Annotated in this window: 18 protein-coding genes; 10 read left to right on the top strand and 8 right to left on the bottom strand. The window is 53.9% G+C overall.

What is annotated here, in order from left to right; translation table 11 throughout:
• Nucleotides 1–54 precede the first annotated feature (54 nt).
• Entirely contained in the window at nucleotides 55–1,371 is a 1,317-nt protein-coding gene (locus ABJV08_RS09070; RefSeq protein ID WP_348041160.1) for a hemolysin family protein, read from the top strand.
• On the opposite strand, the gene ABJV08_RS09065 is transcribed toward ABJV08_RS09070, so the two are convergent.
• The 3 genes from ABJV08_RS09065 to ABJV08_RS09055 form a co-directional block, all read right to left on the bottom strand.
• A complete protein-coding gene (locus ABJV08_RS09065) occupies nucleotides 1,372–1,944 on the bottom strand; it encodes a hypothetical protein (protein WP_348041158.1) in 573 nt (190 codons plus the stop codon).
• A gap of 148 nt (nucleotides 1,945–2,092) precedes the next feature.
• Nucleotides 2,093–2,857 carry an OmpA family protein gene (locus ABJV08_RS09060; RefSeq protein ID WP_348041156.1) on the bottom strand — a complete coding sequence of 255 codons (765 nt, stop codon included), beginning with the start codon at nucleotides 2,855–2,857 and terminating at the stop codon, nucleotides 2,093–2,095.
• 180 nt (nucleotides 2,858–3,037) lie between these two features.
• The gene (locus ABJV08_RS09055; RefSeq protein ID WP_348041154.1) at nucleotides 3,038–4,786 is read right to left on the bottom strand and encodes a VWA domain-containing protein; all 1,749 of its coding nucleotides are present in this window, start codon (nucleotides 4,784–4,786) and stop codon (nucleotides 3,038–3,040) included.
• 203 nt (nucleotides 4,787–4,989) lie between these two features.
• On the opposite strand from ABJV08_RS09055, the gene ABJV08_RS09050 reads away from it, so the two are divergent.
• Together ABJV08_RS09050 and ABJV08_RS09045 are read left to right on the top strand one after the other, a co-directional pair.
• Entirely contained in the window at nucleotides 4,990–6,033 is a 1,044-nt protein-coding gene (locus tag ABJV08_RS09050) for an NADP-dependent oxidoreductase (protein ID WP_348041152.1), read from the top strand.
• 3 nt (nucleotides 6,034–6,036) lie between these two features.
• A complete protein-coding gene (locus ABJV08_RS09045) occupies nucleotides 6,037–6,756 on the top strand; it encodes an SDR family oxidoreductase (RefSeq protein ID WP_348041150.1) in 720 nt (239 codons plus the stop codon).
• An 84-nt stretch (nucleotides 6,757–6,840) separates the two neighbouring features.
• Here ABJV08_RS09045 and ABJV08_RS09040 read toward each other — a convergent pair whose 3' ends face one another.
• Together ABJV08_RS09040 and purD are read right to left on the bottom strand one after the other, a co-directional pair.
• The gene (locus ABJV08_RS09040) at nucleotides 6,841–7,773 is read right to left on the bottom strand and encodes a DUF1838 family protein (protein WP_348041148.1); all 933 of its coding nucleotides are present in this window, start codon (nucleotides 7,771–7,773) and stop codon (nucleotides 6,841–6,843) included.
• Between the two features lie 502 nt (nucleotides 7,774–8,275).
• Nucleotides 8,276–9,556: a phosphoribosylamine--glycine ligase gene (gene purD, locus ABJV08_RS09035; RefSeq protein ID WP_348041146.1), complete on the bottom strand. Its 1,281-nt coding sequence runs from the start codon at nucleotides 9,554–9,556 to the stop codon at nucleotides 8,276–8,278.
• Here purD and xseA point away from each other — a divergent pair.
• From xseA to ABJV08_RS09020, 3 genes are all read left to right on the top strand, one after another.
• Entirely contained in the window at nucleotides 9,555–11,042 is a 1,488-nt protein-coding gene (gene xseA / locus ABJV08_RS09030) for an exodeoxyribonuclease VII large subunit (protein ID WP_348041144.1), read from the top strand. The two genes, purD and xseA, sit on opposite strands and share 2 nt — an antisense overlap.
• Before the next feature lie 112 nt (nucleotides 11,043–11,154).
• The gene (locus ABJV08_RS09025) at nucleotides 11,155–11,364 is read left to right on the top strand and encodes a DUF2093 domain-containing protein (protein ID WP_348041142.1); all 210 of its coding nucleotides are present in this window, start codon (nucleotides 11,155–11,157) and stop codon (nucleotides 11,362–11,364) included.
• A complete protein-coding gene (locus ABJV08_RS09020; RefSeq protein WP_348041140.1) occupies nucleotides 11,361–12,233 on the top strand; it encodes a M23 family metallopeptidase in 873 nt (290 codons plus the stop codon). The genes ABJV08_RS09025 and ABJV08_RS09020 overlap by 4 nt, the downstream gene beginning before the upstream one ends.
• Before the next feature lie 20 nt (nucleotides 12,234–12,253).
• Here ABJV08_RS09020 and ABJV08_RS09015 read toward each other — a convergent pair whose 3' ends face one another.
• Complete coding sequence (locus ABJV08_RS09015; RefSeq protein WP_348041138.1) at nucleotides 12,254–12,823, bottom strand: hypothetical protein; 570 nt, start codon at nucleotides 12,821–12,823, stop codon at nucleotides 12,254–12,256.
• A 286-nt stretch (nucleotides 12,824–13,109) separates the two neighbouring features.
• Between ABJV08_RS09015 and ABJV08_RS09010 the strand changes: the two genes are divergently transcribed.
• From ABJV08_RS09010 to ABJV08_RS09000, 3 genes are all read left to right on the top strand, one after another.
• Nucleotides 13,110–16,121: a TonB-dependent receptor gene (locus ABJV08_RS09010; protein ID WP_348041136.1), complete on the top strand. Its 3,012-nt coding sequence runs from the start codon at nucleotides 13,110–13,112 to the stop codon at nucleotides 16,119–16,121.
• A 180-nt stretch (nucleotides 16,122–16,301) separates the two neighbouring features.
• The gene (locus ABJV08_RS09005; RefSeq protein ID WP_348041134.1) at nucleotides 16,302–16,601 is read left to right on the top strand and encodes a hypothetical protein; all 300 of its coding nucleotides are present in this window, start codon (nucleotides 16,302–16,304) and stop codon (nucleotides 16,599–16,601) included.
• Between the two features lie 64 nt (nucleotides 16,602–16,665).
• Nucleotides 16,666–16,971 (top strand): hypothetical protein, encoded by a 306-nt coding sequence (locus ABJV08_RS09000; RefSeq protein WP_348041132.1) that lies wholly within the window; start codon nucleotides 16,666–16,668, stop codon nucleotides 16,969–16,971.
• Nucleotides 16,972–16,987: 16 nt separating this feature from the next.
• On the opposite strand, the gene ABJV08_RS08995 is transcribed toward ABJV08_RS09000, so the two are convergent.
• The gene (locus ABJV08_RS08995) at nucleotides 16,988–18,034 is read right to left on the bottom strand and encodes a hypothetical protein (protein ID WP_348041130.1); all 1,047 of its coding nucleotides are present in this window, start codon (nucleotides 18,032–18,034) and stop codon (nucleotides 16,988–16,990) included.
• 37 nt (nucleotides 18,035–18,071) lie between these two features.
• Nucleotides 18,072–20,666 carry an ATP-dependent chaperone ClpB gene (gene clpB, locus ABJV08_RS08990; RefSeq protein WP_348041128.1) on the bottom strand — a complete coding sequence of 865 codons (2,595 nt, stop codon included), beginning with the start codon at nucleotides 20,664–20,666 and terminating at the stop codon, nucleotides 18,072–18,074.
• Between the two features lie 158 nt (nucleotides 20,667–20,824).
• On the opposite strand from clpB, the gene ABJV08_RS08985 reads away from it, so the two are divergent.
• The gene (locus ABJV08_RS08985; RefSeq protein ID WP_348041126.1) at nucleotides 20,825–23,035 is read left to right on the top strand and encodes an acylase; all 2,211 of its coding nucleotides are present in this window, start codon (nucleotides 20,825–20,827) and stop codon (nucleotides 23,033–23,035) included.
• Nucleotides 23,036–23,081: the final 46 nt, after the last annotated feature.

Genomic DNA, 23,081 nt, shown 5'->3' with positions numbered 1-23,081 from the left:
CTTGAGATTTTGTAAAACTTGCTGCTAAAGGGCTTATGGCATTTCGCCCTTTAAATGGACAATATGACACCCTTTCCCTGGTTTGATGTTGCAATCATAATAGTGCTCGTACTGATCAATGGCGTATTTGCCATGTCGGAACTGGCGATCGTTTCCGCGCGCAAGGCGAATTTAAACAGCCTCGCGGATCAAGGCAGTCGCGGTGCGAAAACCGCGCTTCTGCTGGCGAGCGATCCCGGCAAGTTCCTGTCCACCGTTCAAATCGGAATCACTTTGATCGGTATTGTCGCCGGCGCATTTTCCGGCGCTAGTCTCGGTGGTCCGGTCGCGGAGCGTTTTCAAGCGCTGGGCATGGGGGCGGAAATGTCCTCCACGGTTGGATTCGTACTTGTAATTGGTTTGACGACCTATGCGTCGTTGGTGATTGGTGAACTTGTGCCCAAGCAGATTGCCCTGCGCTCGGCCGAGCGCATTGCGGTGACCATGGCGCAGCCGATGGCTATGCTCGCACGCATATCGGCTCCGCTGGTATGGTTGCTGGACAATAGCAGCGCCGCGATCTTCCGGTTGATGGGGATGAAACGCGACAAGACCAGCCATGTGACTGCCGATGAATTGCAGATGGTTTTTGCGGAAGCGACCCGCTCCGGCGTGATTGAAGAGCATGAACGTGCGGTTATCGCCGGTGTTGTTCGAATGGCGGATCGGCCTATTCGCGAAGTGATGACACCGCGGACCGAGGTCGACTGGCTGAACGTTGGAGCGACAACGGGGGAAATCCATAAATTGCTGATAGAATCACCGCATAGCCGGTTTCCGGTGGCGGAGGAGTCCGTGGATGACATCCTCGGTATCGTGCAGGCCCGCGATATTGTTGCGGCGCAATTGGGGGGAGAGACCCTGGACCTGCGTAAATTGATGCGTCCGCTCGAGAAAGTACCCGACCAACTCGATGCCCTTGATGCTCTGGACATTCTGCGGGCAGCCGAAGTGCCGATGGTGCTGGTGCATGACGAATATGGTCATTTTGAAGGCATTGTGACGCCCAATGACCTGTTGAGCTCCATCGCGGGCGAATTCGTGTCTGATCAGGATGAAAAAACCCAGCGCAGCCTTATCGAGCGGGCCGATGGCAGCTATCTGGTATCCGGGGCCATGGCCATTGACGCCTTGGCCGAACGGCTGGGAATCAGGCTGTCAGAAGACCGGGACTATGCGACGGTCGCTGGCCACGCCTTGGCCCAATTGCGTCACCTACCGGAAGAGGGCGAGACTTTTGAAGACCAGGACTGGCTGTTCGAGATTGTCGATATGGATGGCCGGAAGATCGACAAGCTGATCGTCCGCGGTAGCAATCCGGAAGTGGATTGATCAGAGCTTGCCGTATTTCTTCTCAAATCCGGCAATATCATCCTTGGCAAGAAACTTGGCCTGATCGATCCATGAGTCTCTGGTAATCCGCCCGCTGAACGTTCCGAGATATTGATCGACTTCGGCTATTTCAGCCTCTTTCCAATCTGCTACCTGATCGAAGCGCGTTACGCCGAGGCCGTTGAGAAGCGTGTTTAACTTCGGACCAACACCTTTGATAAGCCGCAGGTTGTCGGGCTCTCCAACAGCATCCGGTATTTTGGGTTTTGCGTCAGCAGGTGCAGCAGCTTTTGCAGCAGGCTTTGGCGCGACCGCAGCGGCGGTAGCGGCTACAGCTGCTTTAGGGGCTGGCGGAGTGGCTGGTGCTGGCGCTGGTGCGGGAGTTGGTGCCGGAGCGGGCGCTGGATCTTGGACAGGTTCGCCTGCCTTTTCCAGCAAGCCATCATCGCCATCAAAATTGTCAACTTCGGAAGCTTCCCGTCCGGTTGCAGCCCAGATCCAGAAAGCTGTAACCACACCAATGAGCAGTGCTATCAAATATAACAACCAGTTGGCCGTAATCAGCGTAATCATCGTATTAAACCCCGTTCTGAATTCTGTTTATCGCCGCTGTCGGCTAGAAACTTTCTGTGTCGCGGCCCCAGATAAGCCAGCCAATGGCGAGGCCAATTGCAAAAGTAACGAGCAGGAGCAACAGATTTTCAAGTAATAGTGGCATAGATCAATTCCCCTGTTGCGCTTTGGCATCATTTTGCGACGAACCGTTTGCAGCTCCGAGACGGAATTCAATCCGGCGATTTTGAGCATCGGCGGCGGAATCCGTGCCATCCGCGCTCGGTTTCGTCGAGCCATAGCCCGTGGCGCTGATCAGATTCTCTGACATTCCGCGTTCGATCAGTCCGGCTTTGATGCGATCGGCACGCTCTTGCGACATCGCCTTGTTGACTCCGGCATCTCCGTTGTCATCCGTATGGCCTTCAACCGCGATCGATAGGCCATCGCACGCTTTCAAAGCGGCATGAAGTTCGTCCAGGATAGCATTGGATTCCGGCGACACATAGGCACTGCCAGACCGGAAGTTGATTTTCTTGGCTGCGACAATTTTATCGATGTCGCCCTGACAGGTTTCGATTTTTGCCTGGGTGGCAGCCGTCACAGGAGGGGTGGCGGTGCCGTCACCATTGTCACTCGTCTCGGCATCAACGGCGCCTTTCCAACGTGCGCTGGAAACGCCAGGGATGGCCATGACCACGCTCATGGCTTCTTGCTTGGAACTGTCTGCCAGCTCACCGTCCAGAACGGCAGCGCGGGATAGAGGCGAACGATTGAAGCTAACACTTGCAGAATCAAGCCCCCGAGCAGCCAATTCCGTCTGCGCTTTTTGCTCCAGTCCGGATACAAAGCTCTCGCCCATGGCAGCATGGCCGACCAAAGCCAAAATCGCAGTTGCTGCTGCGCCGGTCAATATTTTGCTTCCGATTTCCACTAGATCACCTCAGTCATTGCTTTGTCCATTTCGAAACAATTGAACAAAATGGCCGATAACTTCCCTTGAGTCCAGTTTCTAGCTGGTAGGGTTGATCCAATGATGTAAAATCTGTCCCTTTATGAAACAGAGGGTTAATAGATAGGGTTAATAGAATTACCTATTTCGGTTCAGATATTTTCAACTTCGCGAGTTGCTGTTCGCCACATCATTCAGCTTGCGAAATTCTTGTCGCCAATAGTCCCCGCCATTGCCGCTGAGCCGTCCGATATTCTGAAAGCCATAGTCGCCGAGATATTTGTCCCCGCGCAATTTCTGACCAAAGGCAGCCACCGCGACGGCAAAGGCCATGTCGCCGCGCGGTTGCCGCGCATTGCTCAAACCATCCGCAGAAATCTGGCGGGTAATCAGACGCGACTTCGACTCTTCCGGCAATTTGTAGCGCAATTTCACATTGGCCATTTCGCCATTAAAGTCCGGTTGCCATTCGACCACACGATTGGCGGGATAGCGTCTCTCGGGAAGCCAGCCGGCGGCTTTCGTCGGCATGATTTCATAGAGCGCGGTAACCTGATGCCCGGCGCCAATGTCACCGGCATCAATTTTGTCATTGTTGAAATCTTCTTCGGCCAACAGGCGGTTCTCATAACCGATCAGGCGATATTCCTTCACATGGGCCGGATTAAACTCAATCTGGATTTTAACATCCTTGGCAATGGTGAACAGGGTCGAGCTGAGCTCTGATCCCAGCACTTTGCGGGCCTCCATGGCGCTATCGATATAGGCATAATTGCCGTTGCCTACATTGGCGATGCCTTCCATCAGTTCATCGCGAATATTGCCGCTGCCATAGCCTAGCATGGTCAGTGTCACGCCGCTCTCGCGCTGCTTGGCGACATATTTCTTCAGTTCATCGGTGTTGGATGTTCCGACGTTGAAATCGCCATCGGTGGCCATGATGATCCGGTTTATCCCGCCCTTGAGGAAATTCTGGCGGGCCGTCGAATAGGCCAGTTTCAGCGCATCACCACCTGCGGTCGATCCGCTGGCATAGAGGCAATCGACAGCCTCTTTGACATGGGCTTTGTTCGATGTCGGCGCGAGCAGCGTTCCGACCGTGCCCGAATAGACGACGATCGAAACCCGATCGTCGCGGCGCAATTCGCCGGCTAGGGCGGTCAGGGTCGATTTGACCAAGGGAAGCTTGGCTCGACTGTTCATCGAACCGGAGACATCGACCAAGAATACCAGATTGGCGCGGGGCCGCTCGGCGCTGTCGATATCATAGCCGCGGAGACCGATGCGCAGCAGCCGGCTGGACTCATTCCAGGGCGTTGCGCTCATATCGGTCGAGACGCTGAATGGCGTCGTCCGGTTTTTTGGCTTGGGATAGTCATAGCGGAAATAGTTGATCATTTCCTCGGTCCGCACCGCCGCTTCTGGCGGCAAGCGTCCTTCATTCAGAAACCGCCGGACATTGGAATAGCTACCGGTATCAACGTCTACGGCGAAGGTAGACACCGGTTCGTCAACCACCCGTTTGATGCTGGCGACCTCTTTGCCGTCATAGCGTTCCCGCTCCTGCAGTTGGGGGCGCGGCCGGGGGTAAGGATAAGGCGCAATGCTGCGTTCGGCAGCAGCAAAGCCGGCTGCTGTAGCTTGTTTTGCCGGAGCCACCTGTACCGGCGCAGGTGGCGGTGACGGAAGCGCATTTTGAACCGACGGTTTCCTTGAGTTCATGACTCCGGAGCTGGCTCGGCGGTTGCTATAACGGTTTTCATTGACCCGGGAGAAGATGCTGCAGTTTACCGGGTTCACAGCCGGTGGTCGCGCAATCGACCGCGCATCGGCGGCTGGGACGCTCGGCGCGCCCACAAGTCCGATAGCCGCCAATCCACAAATCGCTTTTGAAATAACATTATGCCGCATGATAATCCTTCCCATTCCAATCCCGCGACGAGTGGTGCCTGATCGAAGGTGACTGGAAAGTGAACGGATGATATGTTGTTACATGGAGGGGCTATCTGAAGGCCGGAGACCTTGAACCAATCTTGTTGATCTTTTGTAATCAAGATGCACTGTTGTCGGCAACTTCGGCCGTAAACACTCAATTCACAGAGGCATTCCGACCTATGAAGAACCTGCAATGGCAGCTGAAAGCCCACCCAACCGCCGATGAGACCGTCGGAGTGCAGCATTTCAATCTAGTAGAAAAGGAAGTTGTCGCGCCAGGGCCGAATGAGTTGTTGGTCCGTACGCTGGTGTTGGGAACGTCTCCCGCACAACGCGCATATACAATTGAAAACCCCCGCTTCCATGAAAGTCTCAAAATTGGCGATGTCATGCGTGGTCGGGGCATTGGGGTGGTTGAAAAATCGAACCATCCGGATTTCGCCGTCGGTGACTGGGTTGCTGGTTCGCTCGGCTGGCAGCAATATTCGATCCAGAAAATTGGGCTTGGCCCTAAAGGGACCGTAGACGTTCTGTCCGTACAGAAGGTCGATGACTCGATACGGCCTAGCAGTCTGCACCTCGGAGCTCTTGGCAATGCTGGCTATGCAGCGCTCTATGGCATGGAGGATGTTGGCCAGGTCTCCGCTGGAAAAACCGTCGTTATCTCAGCCGCCGCCGGCGGCGTTGGTTGCATGGCCGGTCAAATCGCAAAGGCCCATGAGGCGCGCGCCATTGGCATCGCGGGCGGTCCCGACAAATGTGACTGGCTTTGTCAGCAAGCGGGATTTGATGCGGCTATCGACTATAAAAATGAGGATGTTGCGGAGGCGTTAGATCGCCTGTGCCCCGACGGGATAGATATTTTCTTCGACAATGTCGGTGGTCCTATATTGGATATTGTGCTGCAGAGACTGGCAATGGGATCGCGGGTTGTTTTGTGCGGATTGATTGCAACGGAATATCTCACAGAACGTCCGCCCGGGCCTGCCTATTATTCAGAATTGCTTTACAAACGCGCGCGGATGGAAGGCTATGTGATCTGGGACCAAGTGCGTCGCTATCCCGCGTTTCAAGCAAAATTGAAAGCGTGGTATGACCAGCAATTGATAAAGCCGTTGGATGATATCTCTGTGGGGATCGAAACTGTGCCAGACGCGTTGTCCAGCCTGTTTAAGGGCGGTAATACCGGTATCCGGCTTGTCCGTGTTAGCGAGGATGATTAGGCAATGACGACAATATTGATCACCGGCGCAAACCGGGGATTGGGCCTGGGATTGACCCGGTCCTATGCGGAGCAAGAGGGCACTTCCATAATCGCCTGCTGCCGTTCGCCCGTTGATGCGGAAGAACTGCATGCGCTCTCGGCGGAGAAAGGCTCCATCCAAATCGAAGCGCTGGATGTCGCTGACGAACAATCAATCGCGCAATTGGGTGAGAGGCTCACTGGCAGACCCATTGACATTCTGATCAACAATGCGGGAATTTTTGGAAAGAACCCGCCGGCGACAACCGGCTTTACCGATCAGACATTCGGCAAGTCAGACTTTGAAGCCGACTGGATTGCTCCGTTTCGCACCAATGTAATCGGACCGATGAAAATCGTGGAAAGCCTGATCGAGAATATCGCAGCGTCGCATGAGAAAAAGGTCGTGATTGTGACCAGTATCATCGGGTCCATCTCGTCCGCCCACGGCTTCATGTTCGGCTATGCAGCCTCGAAAGCTGCGGCCAATATGACCGCCAAAAATCTGTCGGTGGCTTTGAAGCCCCAAAAGATAATCGTGAACCCTCTCCATCCGGGCTATGTGAAAACAGACATGAGCGGTGAAGGCGCAGACATCGATGTTGTGGAATCCATTTCGGGAATGCGGGCCCAGATCGATTCCATGACCATGGAGAAGACGGGTTGCTTTCTCTCCTATGACGGCAATGATCTACCTTGGTGACAGTGCACTGATCAATCCAGACTTTGGAATGCCCCGCACTGTCACCGTATAGATTGCGTGTCGCTATTGTCGCGCGAACGGCAATTATTCCCCTGAAACCGGCGTCTGTGTGGCCAAATAGTCCAACGTATCCAATCTGGGTTTTGTCCAGCTTTTCCGATCGAAAATTTCCGGCGTATATTTTTCAAAATCCGTCCGGATCTTGGCTGGCAGTTCATCCAGACTTTTGATTTTTGCGCCGCGTGCATTGCCATAGGTCCGTCCAGGCTTCAGGCCCATGCGCAACCAGGGGTGCCAGGTTGCCAAATTCTGGAAATGGCAAAAGGCCGGCGCAGAACTTAGGTTTTCGTTAAATGCATTCTTTGCATCAGCCGCAAACGTGGCTTGGGATTCCCAATAGGTGACAGGGCCGGAATAAGATTGGGGGTATTTTTTCTGATCGACGAAATTGGGCAGGACCATGCTCGCGATTGTTGGCACCATCAGCAGATTGCCAATTTGTTCCATGCGCAAAACCTGCGGCTCGAGATCGGCGTCTTTGGTGACCACGCCATCGGCGCCGACATTGACCGAAAATGGGCCGCCAAGAAAATTGAATACGTCGAGCTTTTCCTCAGTGACCGGGTTTTCCCAGAACTCGAGCGGTTCATCCGTATCAAATTTGCAATAATAGCCACATTCATAGGTGGTGGAATTATACATATTGTCTGCGGCAGGCGCCCAGTCCGCTACGGAGAGATGGTTCATGGTGAAAAACGGAACAAGGTTGCCGTCGCCCATATAGCCGTAGATGTTGAGCCGATAAAATTTTATCGAGACTTCTTCCTCGCACGATCCAATGACTCGTGCTCTCACCCGTGCGCGAACGGCCGGGTCTTCGAGGATTTCAGCAGTTTTGGGGTCAAAGCGAGCAAAGGATGGGCTCGCGCTCAGGCCAGCCATGCCTGCTAGGCCGGCACCTGCTGCGAGAGGCGCTGCCCCCAAAATGCCTCGTCTGCTAATCGGTAAATTTGCCATCGACTTTCCCTCTGTTTCAATTGTTTTGGTTTGGTGCTCGGCGCTTCTCTGTTGACGCTGGTTTCACCGAGCATTGGCATGTCTTTGGACGGGCGAATGCTAAAGCTGCTGATCGGAAGGGTATCGCTTTTCCTTGCCTGTCGCAGGAGTACGGCGGGGCTATTCGTTAGGCGAATAGTTTGTGATAAGCGTTTATCAAATACCCTGTCCCTCGGAGGGCAGGGCGTCAGCCGCTGTCCTACATCCGAGCCACTGGGTTATTGTCGAGGCCCTTTCTGCAACAGGCGCAGGACCGGCTCTTTGACAATTTGAACAATTGGCGCGGCTGGGTGCCGTTCGAATGTTTCAGTGGACCAGGCCTGGGGGCAGTTGGGTAGGTCACACTCGGTCGCCGACATATAGTCGAAAAAAGAGAAAATTCCCGGATTCCCGGGCAAAGGTCAAGGAAACAAAAAGCCATTCATTGTAAATTTCACGGCTTCGTGGGGAGCGGACAGAAGGCCTAATTCCCAGCTTCCCGAGCTACCTCGCGCCAGCCGATATCGCGACGGCAGAAGCCGGTGTCATATTCGATTTCGTCGACAGCGGCATAAGCTTTGGATTGCGCTTCGGTGGCGCTGTCGCCGAGGGCAGTGACGTTGAGCACGCGGCCGCCGGAGGAGATCAGCGCGCCATCGACTTCGGCGGTTCCGGCGTGGAATATTTTGGCGCCTTTACGCTCCGCCCGCCCGAGATTGCGAATCCGGCCGCCTTTTTCCGGCGTACCGGGATAACCGTTGGCGGCCATCACGACGGTGAGCGCGGTTTCCGGAGCAAAGACCGGGGCGCTGGTTTGAGCGAGATCGCCTTTCGCGGTGCGCATCAACAATTTGGCGAGATCGCTTTCCAGACGCATCATCAGCACCTGGCATTCCGGATCGCCAAAGCGGGCATTATATTCAATCAGCTGCGGGCCGGTCTCGGTCAGCATCAGTCCGGCAAACAGGACGCCGCTATAAGGCGTGCCTTCTGCAGCCAAAGTGTCAACGGTCGGCTGGATGATCTCGTCCATCACTTGCTTCTGCAAGGCGTTGGAGAGAACCGGGGCAGGACTATAGGCGCCCATGCCGCCGGTGTTGGGGCCGACATCGCCTTCGCCAACCCGCTTGTGATCTTGCGCGGTGCCAAAGGGGACGACGGATTTGCCGTCGGTAATGGCGAAGAAGCTGGCTTCCTCCCCGGTCAGAAACTCCTCGATAACCACTTCTGCGCCGGCTTCGCCAAAACTGCCGTCGAACATATCGTTGATCGCTGCAACGGCAGAATCACGGGTTTCGGCGATGATCACGCCTTTGCCCGCTGCGAGACCGTCGGCCTTGATGACAACGGGAATGGAGAAGTCATTCAGCGCTTTCAGGGCATCGGTTGCATTGGTGGTGCGGACGTAGCCAGCGGTGGGGATATTTGCCCGGGCGCATAGATCTTTGGTAAAGCCCTTGGACCCCTCAAGCTGGGCGGCGGCCTTGTCCGGTCCGAAAACAAATATGTCGGCGGCCCGCAGGCTATCACCAAGGCCATCGACCAGCGGCGCTTCCGGACCAACAACGACGAGGTCGATGCGTTTGCTGTGGCAGAATGCGACCACTGCGTCGTGATCCGCGGTGTCCAGTTTTACCAATTCACTATGCTGAGCGATGCCGGGATTTCCGGGTGTCGCATAGAATTTCTCGAGAGAAGGGGATTGCGCCAGCTTCCAGGCCAAGGCATGTTCGCGGCCGCCGGACCCGATCAACAGGATATTCATGGACGATTCCCTTTCTTTAGATGCGAAACTGTTAGCCGAGAGCGGGCAAGGTGACAACGCCCCGCCGTTGTCAGTTTCAGATATTTCTGGTGCGCTCAAGCGCGTAGTGGAGGATCGCTTTGGCTATGTCCGGATCCGCGGTGAAATTTCGGGCTTTAAGCGCGCTGCGTCAGGCCATGTCTACCTGGCGTTGAAGGATGACAAGGCCGTTCTCGACGGCGTAATGTGGAAGGGCAACGCAGGGCGTCTGCCGTTCCAGCCGGAAGATGGCATCGAAGTCGTGGTCTCGGGCAAGCTAACGACCTATCCCGGTCGCTCCAAATATCAGGTCGTCATCGACAAGATGGAACTGGCGGGCGAGGGCGCTTTAATGGCTTTGTTCGAGAAGCTGAAAGCCAAGCTGCTGGGTGAGGGCCTGTTCGATCAGAATCGCAAAAAAGCAATGCCGTTTCTGCCGAGGACCATCGGTATCGTGACGTCGCCAACGGGCGCTGTGATCCGGGATATACTGCATCGGCTCGCAGATCGCTGCCCCAGCCATGTGATTGTCTGGCCGGTGCTCGTTCAAGGGGAAGGCGCAGCGAAGCAGATAGCAGCGGCGGTCAATGGCTTTTCCAATATAGCGCCGGGCGGACCGGTCCAGCGGCCTGATCTGGTGATCGTGGCACGTGGCGGCGGTTCCATCGAGGATTTGTGGAGCTTCAACGAAGAAGCTGTGGTCCGAGCAGTGGCGGATTGTTCGATCCCGATCATCTCGGCAGTCGGCCATGAGACGGATACAACATTATGCGACTTTGCCGCCGACCTGCGGGCTCCAACGCCCACAGCCGCTGCTGAAATGGCCGTTCCGGTTCGCGCCGAGTGGTTGGCCACTTTATCGGAAAGCAAAGCAAGAATGGCGCGCAGCGTGCAGCGCGGCCTTATGACAGCACAGGAACGGCTAGAGGGGCAACGGCGGTTGATGCCGGCACTAACCGACCTTTTGCGGCCGCATCAACAACGGGTGGATGAAATGTCCGAACGGATGAAATATGGCATGAGCCAGAACGTCGCCCATGCCCGCACTCGTTTTTCCGCAAGCGCCGGCGCTTTGCGGCCTTCTATATTGAAGCAGCGGGTGGAGCGTTCACAAGAGCAGCTCAAACGACTCGATATGCCGGTCAGCTTGGTGCAACGCCCACTGGATGACGCGCGTCAAAGATTGAACGCTTTATGGCGGCTGGCCGAGCAATTGTCTCCCGATGGTCCTCTAAAACGTGGATATGCACGAGTATCCGGGCTGGATGGCAAGTTGATCGCCAATCGCGCGGCGGCGCTGAAGGCCGGTAGACTGGATCTGCATTTTCAGGATGGGGCCATTGGTGCTCAAGTGACGGAAGCCGGTTCGGAGGTGAAAGAGGTTGGTATCAAGACCAAAAAAACCTCCAAGACATCGGTCAATCGAGTCAAAAAGCCGTCGGATGACAGGCAGCGGGATTTATTTTAGAAGAAGTCTTGATATATGGGGTTGGCATTGACCGCTTCTGTGGCCAGCATTCCGGTGGTGCCAAGTGCGTTCGTAAATCGCCGGTAAAGAATTCAGGGAGTATAAGCGTCCAATGTTAATGTCCAATCGCAACAAGGTGGCAAAGCTACACTATATGCCCAATGGGTTTCGCCCTTTGTCTGGCGGGGACCATGTCTTATGCGCGGTTACCGGAGAAGCCATTTTGTTGGACGAGCTTCGCTATTGGAGCGTTGAAAAGCAGGAACCTTATGCAACGGCTCAGATTTCAGCGCGTGCACATCTGCCGGAAAATGAACAATGACCGGTCGGTTTCAACTCACGCTTGGCATGCTTGCAATTTCGGTCGCTGCGGTCCCTGCGGTTGTCGCTTACGCTGAAACGGATGGCGCTGAGCAATCCGCATTTCGGGAAGCGATCAAATTTGGTTTTTCGGGTGATGCAATTCAAGGTGGCGTCATGATTGGCGATGCGCCTTCCGGGACGCGCAGCCTGTCTTTCGACGGCGCGCCAGTGCCCATTGATGACGATGGCAAGTTCATCATCGCTTTTAACCGCGATGCCGGTCAGGCAGCGCAGCTGGTAGCGACGTTAGACAATGGTGAAACGGTCCGTAAATTTTTCAATGTCGCGCCGCGCAAATGGAAGATCGAGCATGTGGCTCTCAATCGGCGAGGACGTACCGCCAGTGCGGCGTTTAAGAAACGCCGGGCGCCAGAATTGGCCCAGATCAATGCAGCGCGTCGGATGCAAACCGATAGTGAGGGATGGCGGCAGACGTTTATTTGGCCAGTTAAAGGCCGGATATCGGGTATGTTTGGTAATCAGCGGATCTACAACGGATCCCCTGGCAGCTATCACAGCGGCACGGACATCGCGGCGCCGACAGGGACCTATTATGTCGCTCCTGCGGATGGAGTGGTTACACTGGCTGCGGCCAGCCCCTTCTCCTTGGAAGGAAATCTTTTGATGATCGACCATGGCATGGGACTGAACAGCGCATTTCTGCACAGTTCGAAAATATTGGTCAAGAAAGGGCAGCACGTGAAGCGCGGCGAGCCGATTGGCCGTGTCGGCTCAACCGGCAGCGCGACCGGGCCTCATCTGCATTGGTCGATGAAATGGAACAAGGCGCGAATCGATCCCATTCTGCTGACAGGACCCATGCAATAGTTGTTGATGTCTGGCCGGGGCTAATTGACGACCCTTTTGACCTTGAAGCCACGGCCGTCGTTGACCTTGGCCAGGAAGCTTCCCAACGAGCCACGCTTAATGACAATGCTATCACCTGTTTTAGGGCGTCGCATCGTGCTGCGGGCCGGCTCCGTCTGTTGCCATACCGCTCCATCTTCTAGGCGGATCAACCATTTGCCGCTCCGAATCGTTCGAGCAGACTTGATAACGCCTTCGACTTGCTCGATCTGCGCGCCTTCGTCGCCGTCACCGTCGAAGAGTTTGATTCTCGGTAATGTCAGTCCAAACAGACCGCGTCGGGCTTCTCGAACCTGTTCTCTGTCGGCAATGACGACCTTATTGGTTGCTTGGGCTGTTTCCAAGGCCGCGACCTTTTCATCATAACAAGCCAGCCGGGCCATAGACTCTGCCACATCCTTGCAGGCCACCAGGTCAGTATAGATTGTCGGCGGCGCGGTTAGCGCAGCTTTTTTGTCAGTTTCCTGCGCATCTGCAGGGGACGATAGGGTGAGGGAGGCGGCAGCGGCGGCCGAAAGTAAGCCCGCGATATGCAAATTAGAATGTGCCATTTGTATTTTTCCTGTCATCCATTTCCAAGTTCCTTTGGGCATAATCAATCGCGTCATCAGAGGCAATTCATTGTTGGTCCGGTGCTGATGGGTTGCTTGTCGTCAAACAGTGCAATGTAAAAAGATGTTGATTGGTTCCGATTTTGGCGGTTTCGAGACTGTGACAAAATAGTTACAATCTGTACAAAATCCGCCCTTTTGGCTGAACAGAAGCTTTACAGCTAAGGAGCCTTGTTGCAATTGGCGTCCAACTCGGTGGTCGAATCCGTGCGTTTGGGGCGTGCAGATGGCCATCGATCAACAACCGGGGATAGGTCATATTGGCCTACCTCTCCAGAATAAGGGACTGGATTACATGAGAAAATATTCAAACCTAAAGGCATCTGTTGCACCAATGGTGCTCGGACTCGCTATGGTTTCTACTCCTGTGCTCGCACAGGATCAGGACGTACAAGACGCAGACGCAGCTGACGAAAGCGTTATCGTTGTTACGGGTTCGCGCATTAGCAACCCTAACCTTGAGCTTTCCAGCCCAGTTGGTGTTGTCACTTCTGAAGAACTAGAGCTTCGCCAGACCAACACCGCTGAGCAGTTCCTTCGCGAACTTCCATCGGCTATTCCTTCAACCGGTTCTGCAGTGAACAACGGTAACGGCGGTTCTTCCTTCGTTAACCTTCGCGGCATCGGCTCTCAGCGTAACCTGGTTCTGCTTGACGGACGTCGCTTCGTTCCTGCTGACACAACCGGTCGTGTCGATCTTAACAGCATCCCACTCGCGGTCATCGAGCGTACCGACGTTCTGACCGGCGGCGCAACCACCACTTATGGTGCGGACGCTATTTCTGGTGTTGTTAACTTTGTTACCAAGCGTGACTTTGCTGGCGTTGAACTCAATGTCGGTAGCCAGATCACAGAGCAAGGCGACGGAAACGTATTCCGTACCGACCTGACCATTGGTGCCAACTTTGACGATGGACGCGGTAACGTTGTTCTGAGTGTTGGTTATCAGGATCAAGATCCTATCTTCCAGGGCGATCGTTCTTTCGGTGAATTTAACGTAAGCTCCTTCAGCGGAAATGCTGGTGGTTCTTCGAACGCTATCCCAGCCGTTATCGTTGGCCCAATCCCAGGTGGCTTCGGTCAGATTTCGCCAGACGGAACAGTTGTTCAGAGCGGCGTTTTTGATCGTCCGTTCAACTTCAACCCGTTCAACATTTTCTTGACCCCATTTGAGCGTTTCAACATCTACAGCTCGGGCCGTTATGAAATTAACGAAAATGTCGAATTGTTCTCGCAGGCTGTATTCTCGAAGCAGACCGTTAACACGATCATTGCTCCGGGTGGTTCGTTCTTCAACAACTATGACATCAACCTGAACAACCCAACCATTCCGATTGGCATTGCTAATCAGTTCTGTGCGGGTCTTGGTTTGACAGCTGCAGCTTGTACCGCTGGTATCAACACGCCATTCGGCCCAACCTTGGCTGATGGTTCGGTGAACCCTGACTTTGTGAACGTAAACACACAGGTTCGTCGTCGGACAATCGAAGCTGGTACGCGTCAATCTGCGTTTACCTCTACATTGTTCAACATCGTAGTTGGCGCACGTGGCGCGATCACCGACAACATCAGCTATGAAGTGTCGGGAACCTATGGCGAAAGCGAACGCATCCAGACCCAGACCGGTTTTGCGCGTCGTTCACGTCTTGATGATTCGCTTCAGGCTCTTCCAAACGGAACCTGTATTTCTGGAAATGCTGGTTGTGCTCCAATCAACCTTTTCGGTCTTGAAGGTAACCTTGGTACGCAGGATGCTATCGATTATGTGTTCAACCTCACACAGCAGGTTATCACCAGAACTTCGATCGCGACTGTAAACGGCACCGTAGTGGGCGACTTGGGCTTCGGCTTCTCGGAAACCCCAATTCAGTTCGCTGTTGGTGGTGAATATCGTAGCTTCGAGGCAACTCGGAACTCTGACTCCGCTTCGCAAACGCCAGGCGCTGTTGTTGGTGCCGGTGGTGCCGCTCCGGACATTGCCGGTTCGTACGACGTCTATGACGCATTTGGCGAACTTAGCATTCCGATTTTCGAAGGTGAATCTTTCGCAGAAAGCTTGACCCTTGATCTTGGTGCTCGTTATTCGGATTACTCGACTGCTGGTACCAAGTTTACTTGGAAAGCTGGCGGTACCTGGGAAGTCATTCCTGGTCTGACCTTCCGTGGTAACTATCAGCGCTCTTCACGCGCACCGAACATCGGTGAGCTGTTTGCGCCGGTTTCTACGGGCCTCAGCAACCTTGCGAATGACCCTTGTCAGGGCGCTGCTCCGGTTGGAAATGCTACCTTGGCTGCTGTTTGTATAGCTCAGGGTGCTCCTGCAGGTGTTGTCAATGCTGGTACAATTCTTCCACCGGCAGCTGGCCAGATTAACATCACCACCGGTGGTAATCCAAATCTGAGCACAGAGCAGGCAAACACATGGACAATTGGTACGGCTTTCCAGCCTGACGCAATTCCAGGCCTGTCGGTAACGGTTGACTATTGGAACATTAAAGTAACCGGCGCAGTATCTTCACCAACTGTTGGTGATGCGATTGCGGCTTGTTTCGACAATGCCAATGTTGCCAACCCGTTCTGTAGTTCGCAGTTCATCTCGCGTAACCCATCAACCGGTGGCTTGGACGGAGATCCTTCGAATACTAAGGGTCTTATCCTGCAACAGAGCAACCTTGGTACAATCTCAACCGATGGTGTTGATGTAAGTGTTCGTTACAACACCGACATCACCGACAACATCGGCTTGGCAATGTCCTTCGACGGTACCTGGACGAACAAGAACTTGTTCCAGGCATCATCAACTGCTCTTAACCGCGAATGCGTAGGCTTCTACTCGGTCAACTGTAATCCACAGTCCGAATTTGCCTTCTCTCAGCGTACGTCTGTGACGATTGATGAAGATTACACAATCTCTCTTCGCTGGCGTTATCTGAGTGGTGTTGAGCAAGAGCCACAGGACATTCTTGACAATGGTCAAGCGTTCATCGGTAACTCACCATTGTTCGGCGACGTCGACTTCACGCAGATCCCGGCGGAAAGCTATTTTGATCTTTCCTTCCAGTGGGACGTTAACGAGAATGTTCTGTTCACGCTTACCGCGCAGAACATCTTGGACAACCAGCCAACGGTTGTTGGTTCGAACATCGGTTCGACAGCGTTCAACTCCGGTAACATCTACCCATCATCATATGATGCACAGGGTCGTCGTTATGGCGCGAGCGTTAAGTTCAAATTCTAATCGCTTCTACAGTGATTGAAAAAGAGGGCGGGCCATTTGGTCCGCCCTTTTTTGTTGTCTCATTGAAATTTCACGACTGTCATGCTATCGTTTCTGCAGCAGAATCATCAAATTCAATGCATGTTCGACCTGGCAAAGGACTCGATATTTAGCCGGACCAATAAATAGTGGGTAACGTCTATGAAGTTAGCAAGGCATAGCGTGATTGCAGGAGCAATCGTCATTGCTGCATTGGCTGTTTCGCCGGCAGCGGCTTCTGACGAAGATAATGTTGAAGTTCAGGCGAAGAAGCCGAAGAAAATTTCGGACCGGCGTCATCCAGACTATGTCCGTTGTCGGTTAGAACCGATAATTGGTTCACTCACGCGAAAGCGTCGTGTATGTATGACCAATGCTGAGTGGGTCGATTATAGTCGCACTGGATCTCGAAACGCCAAGGAATTTGTCGATGACAACCAACCGGGCTTCATGATGCAATAACATAGGACTATTGAAAGATTCAGATTTCTGTGAATTTGTTAGCCAATAAAATACTGGAGTAGTTATGAAAATTCTTATTCAAACCTTGATTACGGGTGCATTCGCAGCAACCGCGTTGACGGTGCCTTCGGCATCAGCCGCTGTTGATAACAACGAAACCAAGACCGAGGCCAAAAAGCCTAAAAAAATTACGGATCGCCGGGATCCTAATTATGTCCGTTGTCGTTCTGAACGCGTTATTGGTTCTCTCACCAAAAAGAAACGCATTTGCATGACGAACGCAGAATGGGTTGTATACACGCGGACCGGTTCCAGGGATTCCAACCAGTTTGTGGAGGATATGCAGACTGGATTGAGCTCGAACAACTGACGGACTTTTGAGGCCGTTATTCGAACAGCCTGTATCCAATATCCATTTGGATATTTTGGCTATCGGCAACTGCCTTTGCCCATTGGGTGACCATGTCAATCTCTGCGCCGTGTAGCGCGGCCATTTCGGTCTGTTCTTCTTGCCGTGCCTTGGCATCGAATGTGCCGCCGCGCTTTGCCTGATCCAGTTTTGAATGGCTGTTGAAGGCAGGGCCATTCAGTGTTTCTGCGATTTTGTCATCATCCATATTCAGTCTGAAAAACCGATTGAGCGATTGGAGCGCTGTTCTCTGGTTTGACAGAAAGCTGTCACTGTCGAGCGTTGTAACGCGATCACTGCCAATGGTTTCAACGATCTTGGCAAAGGCGGCGTGCTGCGAAAGCCAGCCGATTGCCGCGACTTGGAGGTCGGTGAGCTGTAGCAACTGATCCTGAGAAAAACCGCCAATGGCATAGCCATCTTTCAAGGTTCCGATCAAAACGTCGCGCACCCAGATACGGCCCCACATTTCCTTTTTGACGATTGACTGCAGATAGGATTCCAACGGGGCGTATAACAATAAAGCCTTGGACTGTTGGCGCAATTGGAGCGCGGGAATTGCCAAGGGTGTGCAGATGTTCGATGGTTTGATGATGACGGACCGATCACCTTCCATCGGGCGGGCAAGAAGCTCGAGAGATTTATCGAGTACAGTTACCAATTTCTGTTTGTCGGCCCCACGTCGCCGCCAACCAATCATATCATTCAGAACCTGAGGCTCTTTCAATCCCATGGAAACGCCCGGAATGTCAAACGCGCGGGCCATCATCGTGGAGCAGCAATAAGCCGAGTGAAAAATGAAATGGATCGGCGACGTTTGCAGTGCCGTTGCTTCCAGATCTTTGCGGCTGATCAAGTCGAACCGGTCAACATCGGGCAAATGCTCATCGGTGATGAAGGTGCTATTGCGATGGACTTCCCGCGGCACATGGACGAAGCGAAATCCATCGGCAACCTCATCATAGCGATGCGCCAGATATGCGGCGTCGTTTATAATCTCAGCCTGTCTAGGGTCTACACTCATCCGTGCTATTTGCCTGTCGCAAGCCATTTGCGCAAGGTTAAGCTGCCTCGGTCGCCACGGGCTCCATCTTCAATGCACCGTCACCTTCGTCGATGCTGACCGTGCTATTATCCGGCACGTCACCCCGCAAGATAAGATCCGCCAAGGGGTCCTGAAGATATTTCTGGATGGCTCGCTTAAGCGGCCGTGCGCCGTAGACTGGATCATAGCCAACCCGGCCCAGCCAACGCCGTGCAGCATCGGTGAGGACAAGCTCAATCTTCCTGTCTTTGAGCAGTTTTTGCACCCGCAAAACCTGAATATCGACGATTGGAGCCATATGTTCTTCAGCAAGTCTATGGAACAGGATGATCTCGTCCAGACGGTTGAGGAATTCGGGACGGAAGTGCGCGCGGACGACTTCCATTACCTGCGGTTCGACATCCTTGACCTTTTGTCCGTCTTCGAGGTTCGCCATATATTGGCTGCCCAGATTGGATGTCAGGATTATCAACGTGTTTGAGAAGTCGACTTTCCGGCCCTGACCATCGGTCAAAATGCCGTCGTCCAGCACCTGCAAAAGCACGTTGAACACGTCGCCATGGGCTTTTTCAACTTCGTCGAACAGGATTACTTGATAAGGACGCCTGCGAACGGCTTCGGTCAATACACCGCCTTCATCATAGCCGACATAGCCCGGAGGGGCACCAATCAAGCGTGAGACGCTGTGCTTCTCCATATATTCCGACATGTCGATGCGAACCATCGCCTGATCATCATCAAACAGGAACCCCGCCAGCGCTTTGGTGAGCTCGGTCTTGCCAACACCTGTGGGGCCGAGGAAGAGGAAACTGCCCAAAGGCCGGCTCGGATCCTGCAAGCCTGCCCGGCTGCGGCGGACTGCCGCAGACACGGCGCCTATCGCATCGGTCTGACCAATGACGCGCTTGCCAATCAACTCTTCCATTGCCAGCAGCTTTTCGCGCTCGCCTTCCAACATTTTGTCGACCGGAATGCCGGTCCATTTGGAAACGACGGCAGCAATATCTTCGGAGGTAACCTCTTCGCGCAACATCGCGCCTTCTGTGGCTCCGGCGGCTTCCTCGAGCGCCTTCTCGAGATTGGGGATCGTACCGTAGCTTAGCTCCCCAGCCTTGGCGAGATCGCCTGCGCGTTCGGCCTGTTCAAGCTCTAAGCGGGCATGGTCCAATTGTTCTTTTAGCTGGGACTCTGCGTTGATCTTGTCCTTCTCGCCCTGCCACCGCGTTGTCAGTTCCGCAGATTGCTGCTCGAGTTCGGCCAGTTCCTTTTTGAGCGTTTCAAGACGGCCTTTTGAAGCATCGTCACTCTCCTTAGAGAGCGCTTCCCGCTCGATTTTGAACTGGATGATCCGTCGGTCGAGGGATTCAATCTCTTCCGGTTTGGACTCGACTTCCATACGGATGCGAGACGCGGCTTCATCCATCAGATCAATGGCTTTGTCCGGCAGGAATCGGTCGGAAATATAGCGGTTTGATAGGGTGGCTGAACTCACAAGCGCGCCATCGGTAATCCGTACACCATGGTGCAGTTCATATTTTTCTTTCAGCCCGCGGAGGATAGAAATCGTGTCCTCGACGGTTGGTTCACCAATGAACACAGGCTGGAACCGACGCTGTAATGCGGCATCTTTTTCTACATATTTCTGATATTCGTTGAGCGTTGTCGCGCCGATACAATGGAGCTCGCCGCGTGCCAATGCTGGCTTCAAGAGGTTGGACGCGTCCATCGACCCTTCCGAAGCACCTGCACCAACCAATGTGTGCATCTCGTCAATGAACAGGATGATTTCGCCATCGGCGCCGCGAACTTCATCGAGTACGCTTTTAAGGCGCTCTTCAAACTCGCCACGATATTTCGCGCCGGCGATAAGAGAGCCCATGTCGAGTGACATCAACCGACGATCCTTGAGACTGTCAGGCACATCGCCATTGGCAATACGCAGAGCCATGCCTTCCGCAATGGCGGTTTTACCGACGCCGGGCTCCCCGATCAGGACTGGATTGTTCTTGGTCCGGCGGGCCAATATCTGGATGGTGCGACGAATTTCTTCATCGCGGCCAATGACCGGGTCGAGTTTACCATCGCGCGCAGATTGCGTAAGGTCGGTGGTGTATTTTTCCATCGCTTCATAGGCATCTTCGGCCGATGCCGTGTCGGCGGACCGGCCGCCGCGCAAATCGTTGATTGCGGTGTTCAGGGCCTCTGCTGTCACATTGGCAGATTGAAGCGCTTTGCCGGCTGCGGTGTCCTTGGATAAGACCAGGGCGAGCAACAATCGTTCGACGGTGACATAGCTGTCTCCCGCTTTGTCCGCGATCTGCTCTGCCTGATCTAGAGCGCGAACGGCATCATTGTTCAGGCCGGGTGTCTGCTGCGCGCCGCCTCCGGACACTGCTGGAATTTTGGCGAGGACTGCATCAATTTCTTTATGCGCTTTCTTGGCGTCGCCGCCCGCCTTGGTAATCAACCCCGCAGCCATGCCCTCGTCGTCTTCGAGCAATGCCTTGGCGATATGCGCAGCGGTGATTTGCTGATGGCTCATCCGGATTGCTACGGTTTGAGCAGATTGCAAAAACCCTTTGGCACGGTCGGTGAATTTCTCAAGGTTCATCGGTTCATCCTGTTCAATCTTGGTCTCTTATCATAAATATGGTGTTGTAGTCGTGCAACACAACCACATTGATGCCTTTTTCCATCGAATTTATATGGTAAGCCCTCATCAGAGAAAAGTTTGTGCAGCCTATTAGGCTGTCGGAGAAGGAAAAATACGTGAAAACACTTAAGCGTACCGGCGTTGGATTGCTCATTGTCATCTTGCTTGCGGCTATTGGTCTCGCTCTATGGGAACCGTTGAGCATTGACGAAGCTGCTTCACCACCAGAAGCCACCTATGAAGCCCGGATTGTCCGCGATGATTTTGGCGTCCCACATATTTTCGGTAAGACCGACGCGGATGTCGCTTATGGTGTTGCTTATGCCCATTCGGAGGATGATTTCTCTACGCTGCAGGAAGTCACCGCAATGACGCGTGGCCGTATGGCTACGCTCAATGGCGCGGAAAGCGCGCCCATCGACTATATAGCGGCCCTGCTCGATGTGCGCGGCACCGTGACGCGCAAATATGATGATCTGCCGCCAGATGTCCGGGCGGTTCTTGATGGCTATGCATCCGGACTGAATGCTTATGCCAACGAGCATCCCGAAGAAGTCGAACTGGCCAAACTGTTTCCTGTAAACGGACCGGATATCGCTGCCGGATTTGTTTTGCGTTCGCCCTTTTTCTTCGGGCTCAACAACCCGATTCAAGCACTGGTCGAAAACAAGGATTTGCCCCGTGAGGGCGGCCCACCCTTGGTCGACGAACCCACCAAAAAATCCGTCCACCCCCTAAGCCCGGACAAGATGGTCGATGATAAGCAGATCACGCCTGTGGGCCCAGATCCAGATGAAAACGGTTCCAATGCATATGCTGTTGCACCGGAGCGCTCACCCGAGGGCAAGACTCGGCTGATTTCCAACTCGCACCAGCCATTGCGTGGCAATGTTGCCTGGTATGAGCTGGTTGTGCACAGCGAAGAGGGATGGGATTTTGCCGGTGCCAATTTCCCGGGATCACCGTTCCCGTTCCTGGGACATAATAAATATCTTGGCTGGACCAACACCGTGAACCGGCCGGATCTGATTGATGTCTACAAACTTACGCTTAACGAGAAGAAAGATGCATATCGTTTTGATGGCGAGTGGAAGCCACTCGAAAAGAAACGCGTCTGGCTGAAGATTAAATATGGTCCGTTCGTTATTCCTTATCCGCAGGTAGCCTATCGCTCTATCCATGGTCCGGTGATCATGAACGACAGCGGCGCTTATGCCGTCCGTTATGCCGGTATCGACCAGCTCGATATGCTGACCCAATATTATCGGATCAACAAAGCGAGCAATTTTGATGAATGGCAGGCCGCAATGGCCGGGCAGGGCGTTCCGGCCACCAATTTCATCTATGCTGATGCCGAAGGTAATATCGGGCTCTATTATAATGCGATGTTCCCGGATCGCCCGGAAGGCTATGACTGGCGTACGGTGTTGCCCGGCGACAGTTCCAAAGCATTGTGGCAAAAAACGTTGCCGTTCACGCGGGTTCCGGCACTGGTCAATCCAGCCTCGGGCTATGTTATGAACGCCAACAACACGCCCTATATTGCGGCGGGACCGGGAGATGAACTCAACGCTGACAATTTCTCGGCGCTGTTGGGAGTCGAAGGTGACCAGACCAATCGATCACGCCGTTCTATTGCCTTGCTGGAGAAGGCCAATGCCGACGGCAAGTTGACCGACGAGGAATTGTGGAACATCAAATATGACACCGGCTATGAAAAGGCGGGCTATGCGAAGGACTGGCTCGACAAGATTGCCGAACTGGACCTGAAGGACAGCGAAAAGCTCAGCAAAGCACAAGCACTGCTGGCGCAGTGGGACTGGAATTTGGATGGCAAGGGGTCGGCCGATGCGCTGGCTCTCATGGCCCTCCGTCCGGCCAACAAGGCTCATTACAATCGTGGAACCATTCCTGATCCACGACAGATATTGGAAGAAACGGTTGATCATCTGACGCAATATTTCGGAAAGATCGATCCTCCGATGATGGAGGTCTTGCGCATGCGGCAAGGTACGGTCGACCTGCCTGTTGATGGCGGGAATGATACGATCCGCGCATCGACACTCTGGGATGTGGAAGAGGATGGCCGGCTGTCTGTGCGCCACGGTGATAGCTATATCATGTTCATTGAATGGGCAAAGGATGGCCAAGTGCAATCCCGATCGATCCAGCCCTTTGGTGCCGCGACCACACGACCGGAATCTCCGCATTATACCGACCAGATGCAATTGTTTGTGGACAAGAAACTGAAATCTGTGTGGTTCGATCCAGCAGACCTTGAGAAGCACAAGACCAGTGACAAGATTGTCGGGACGGCCATCCAATAACGCCAACCGATCAATATCCCGAAAAGCAGAAAGGCCGGACAATCAT

The sequence above is a fragment of the Parasphingorhabdus sp. genome (genome assembly GCF_039982395.1).
Classification (GTDB): domain Bacteria; phylum Pseudomonadota; class Alphaproteobacteria; order Sphingomonadales; family Sphingomonadaceae; genus Parasphingorhabdus.
The sequence above is the reverse complement of the archived record's forward strand: the minus strand, read 5'-3'. Positions and strand labels throughout refer to the sequence as shown.

Coding starts and splice junctions, on each gene's coding strand:
- ABJV08_RS09070 (WP_348041160.1), top strand. CDS start 55: ATGGACAATATGACACCCTTTCCCTGGTTTGATGTTGCAATCATAATA.
- ABJV08_RS09065 (WP_348041158.1), bottom strand. CDS start 1,944: ATGATTACGCTGATTACGGCCAACTGGTTGTTATATTTGATAGCACTG.
- ABJV08_RS09055 (WP_348041154.1), bottom strand. CDS start 4,786: ATGCGGCATAATGTTATTTCAAAAGCGATTTGTGGATTGGCGGCTATC.
- ABJV08_RS09050 (WP_348041152.1), top strand. CDS start 4,990: ATGAAGAACCTGCAATGGCAGCTGAAAGCCCACCCAACCGCCGATGAG.
- ABJV08_RS09045 (WP_348041150.1), top strand. CDS start 6,037: ATGACGACAATATTGATCACCGGCGCAAACCGGGGATTGGGCCTGGGA.
- ABJV08_RS09040 (WP_348041148.1), bottom strand. CDS start 7,773: ATGGCAAATTTACCGATTAGCAGACGAGGCATTTTGGGGGCAGCGCCT.
- xseA (WP_348041144.1), top strand. CDS start 9,555: ATGGACGATTCCCTTTCTTTAGATGCGAAACTGTTAGCCGAGAGCGGG.
- purD (WP_348041146.1), bottom strand. CDS start 9,556: ATGAATATCCTGTTGATCGGGTCCGGCGGCCGCGAACATGCCTTGGCC.
- ABJV08_RS09025 (WP_348041142.1), top strand. CDS start 11,155: ATGTTAATGTCCAATCGCAACAAGGTGGCAAAGCTACACTATATGCCC.
- ABJV08_RS09020 (WP_348041140.1), top strand. CDS start 11,361: ATGACCGGTCGGTTTCAACTCACGCTTGGCATGCTTGCAATTTCGGTC.
- ABJV08_RS09015 (WP_348041138.1), bottom strand. CDS start 12,823: ATGGCACATTCTAATTTGCATATCGCGGGCTTACTTTCGGCCGCCGCT.
- ABJV08_RS09010 (WP_348041136.1), top strand. CDS start 13,110: ATGGCCATCGATCAACAACCGGGGATAGGTCATATTGGCCTACCTCTC.
- ABJV08_RS09005 (WP_348041134.1), top strand. CDS start 16,302: ATGAAGTTAGCAAGGCATAGCGTGATTGCAGGAGCAATCGTCATTGCT.
- ABJV08_RS09000 (WP_348041132.1), top strand. CDS start 16,666: ATGAAAATTCTTATTCAAACCTTGATTACGGGTGCATTCGCAGCAACC.
- ABJV08_RS08995 (WP_348041130.1), bottom strand. CDS start 18,034: ATGAGTGTAGACCCTAGACAGGCTGAGATTATAAACGACGCCGCATAT.
- clpB (WP_348041128.1), bottom strand. CDS start 20,666: ATGAACCTTGAGAAATTCACCGACCGTGCCAAAGGGTTTTTGCAATCT.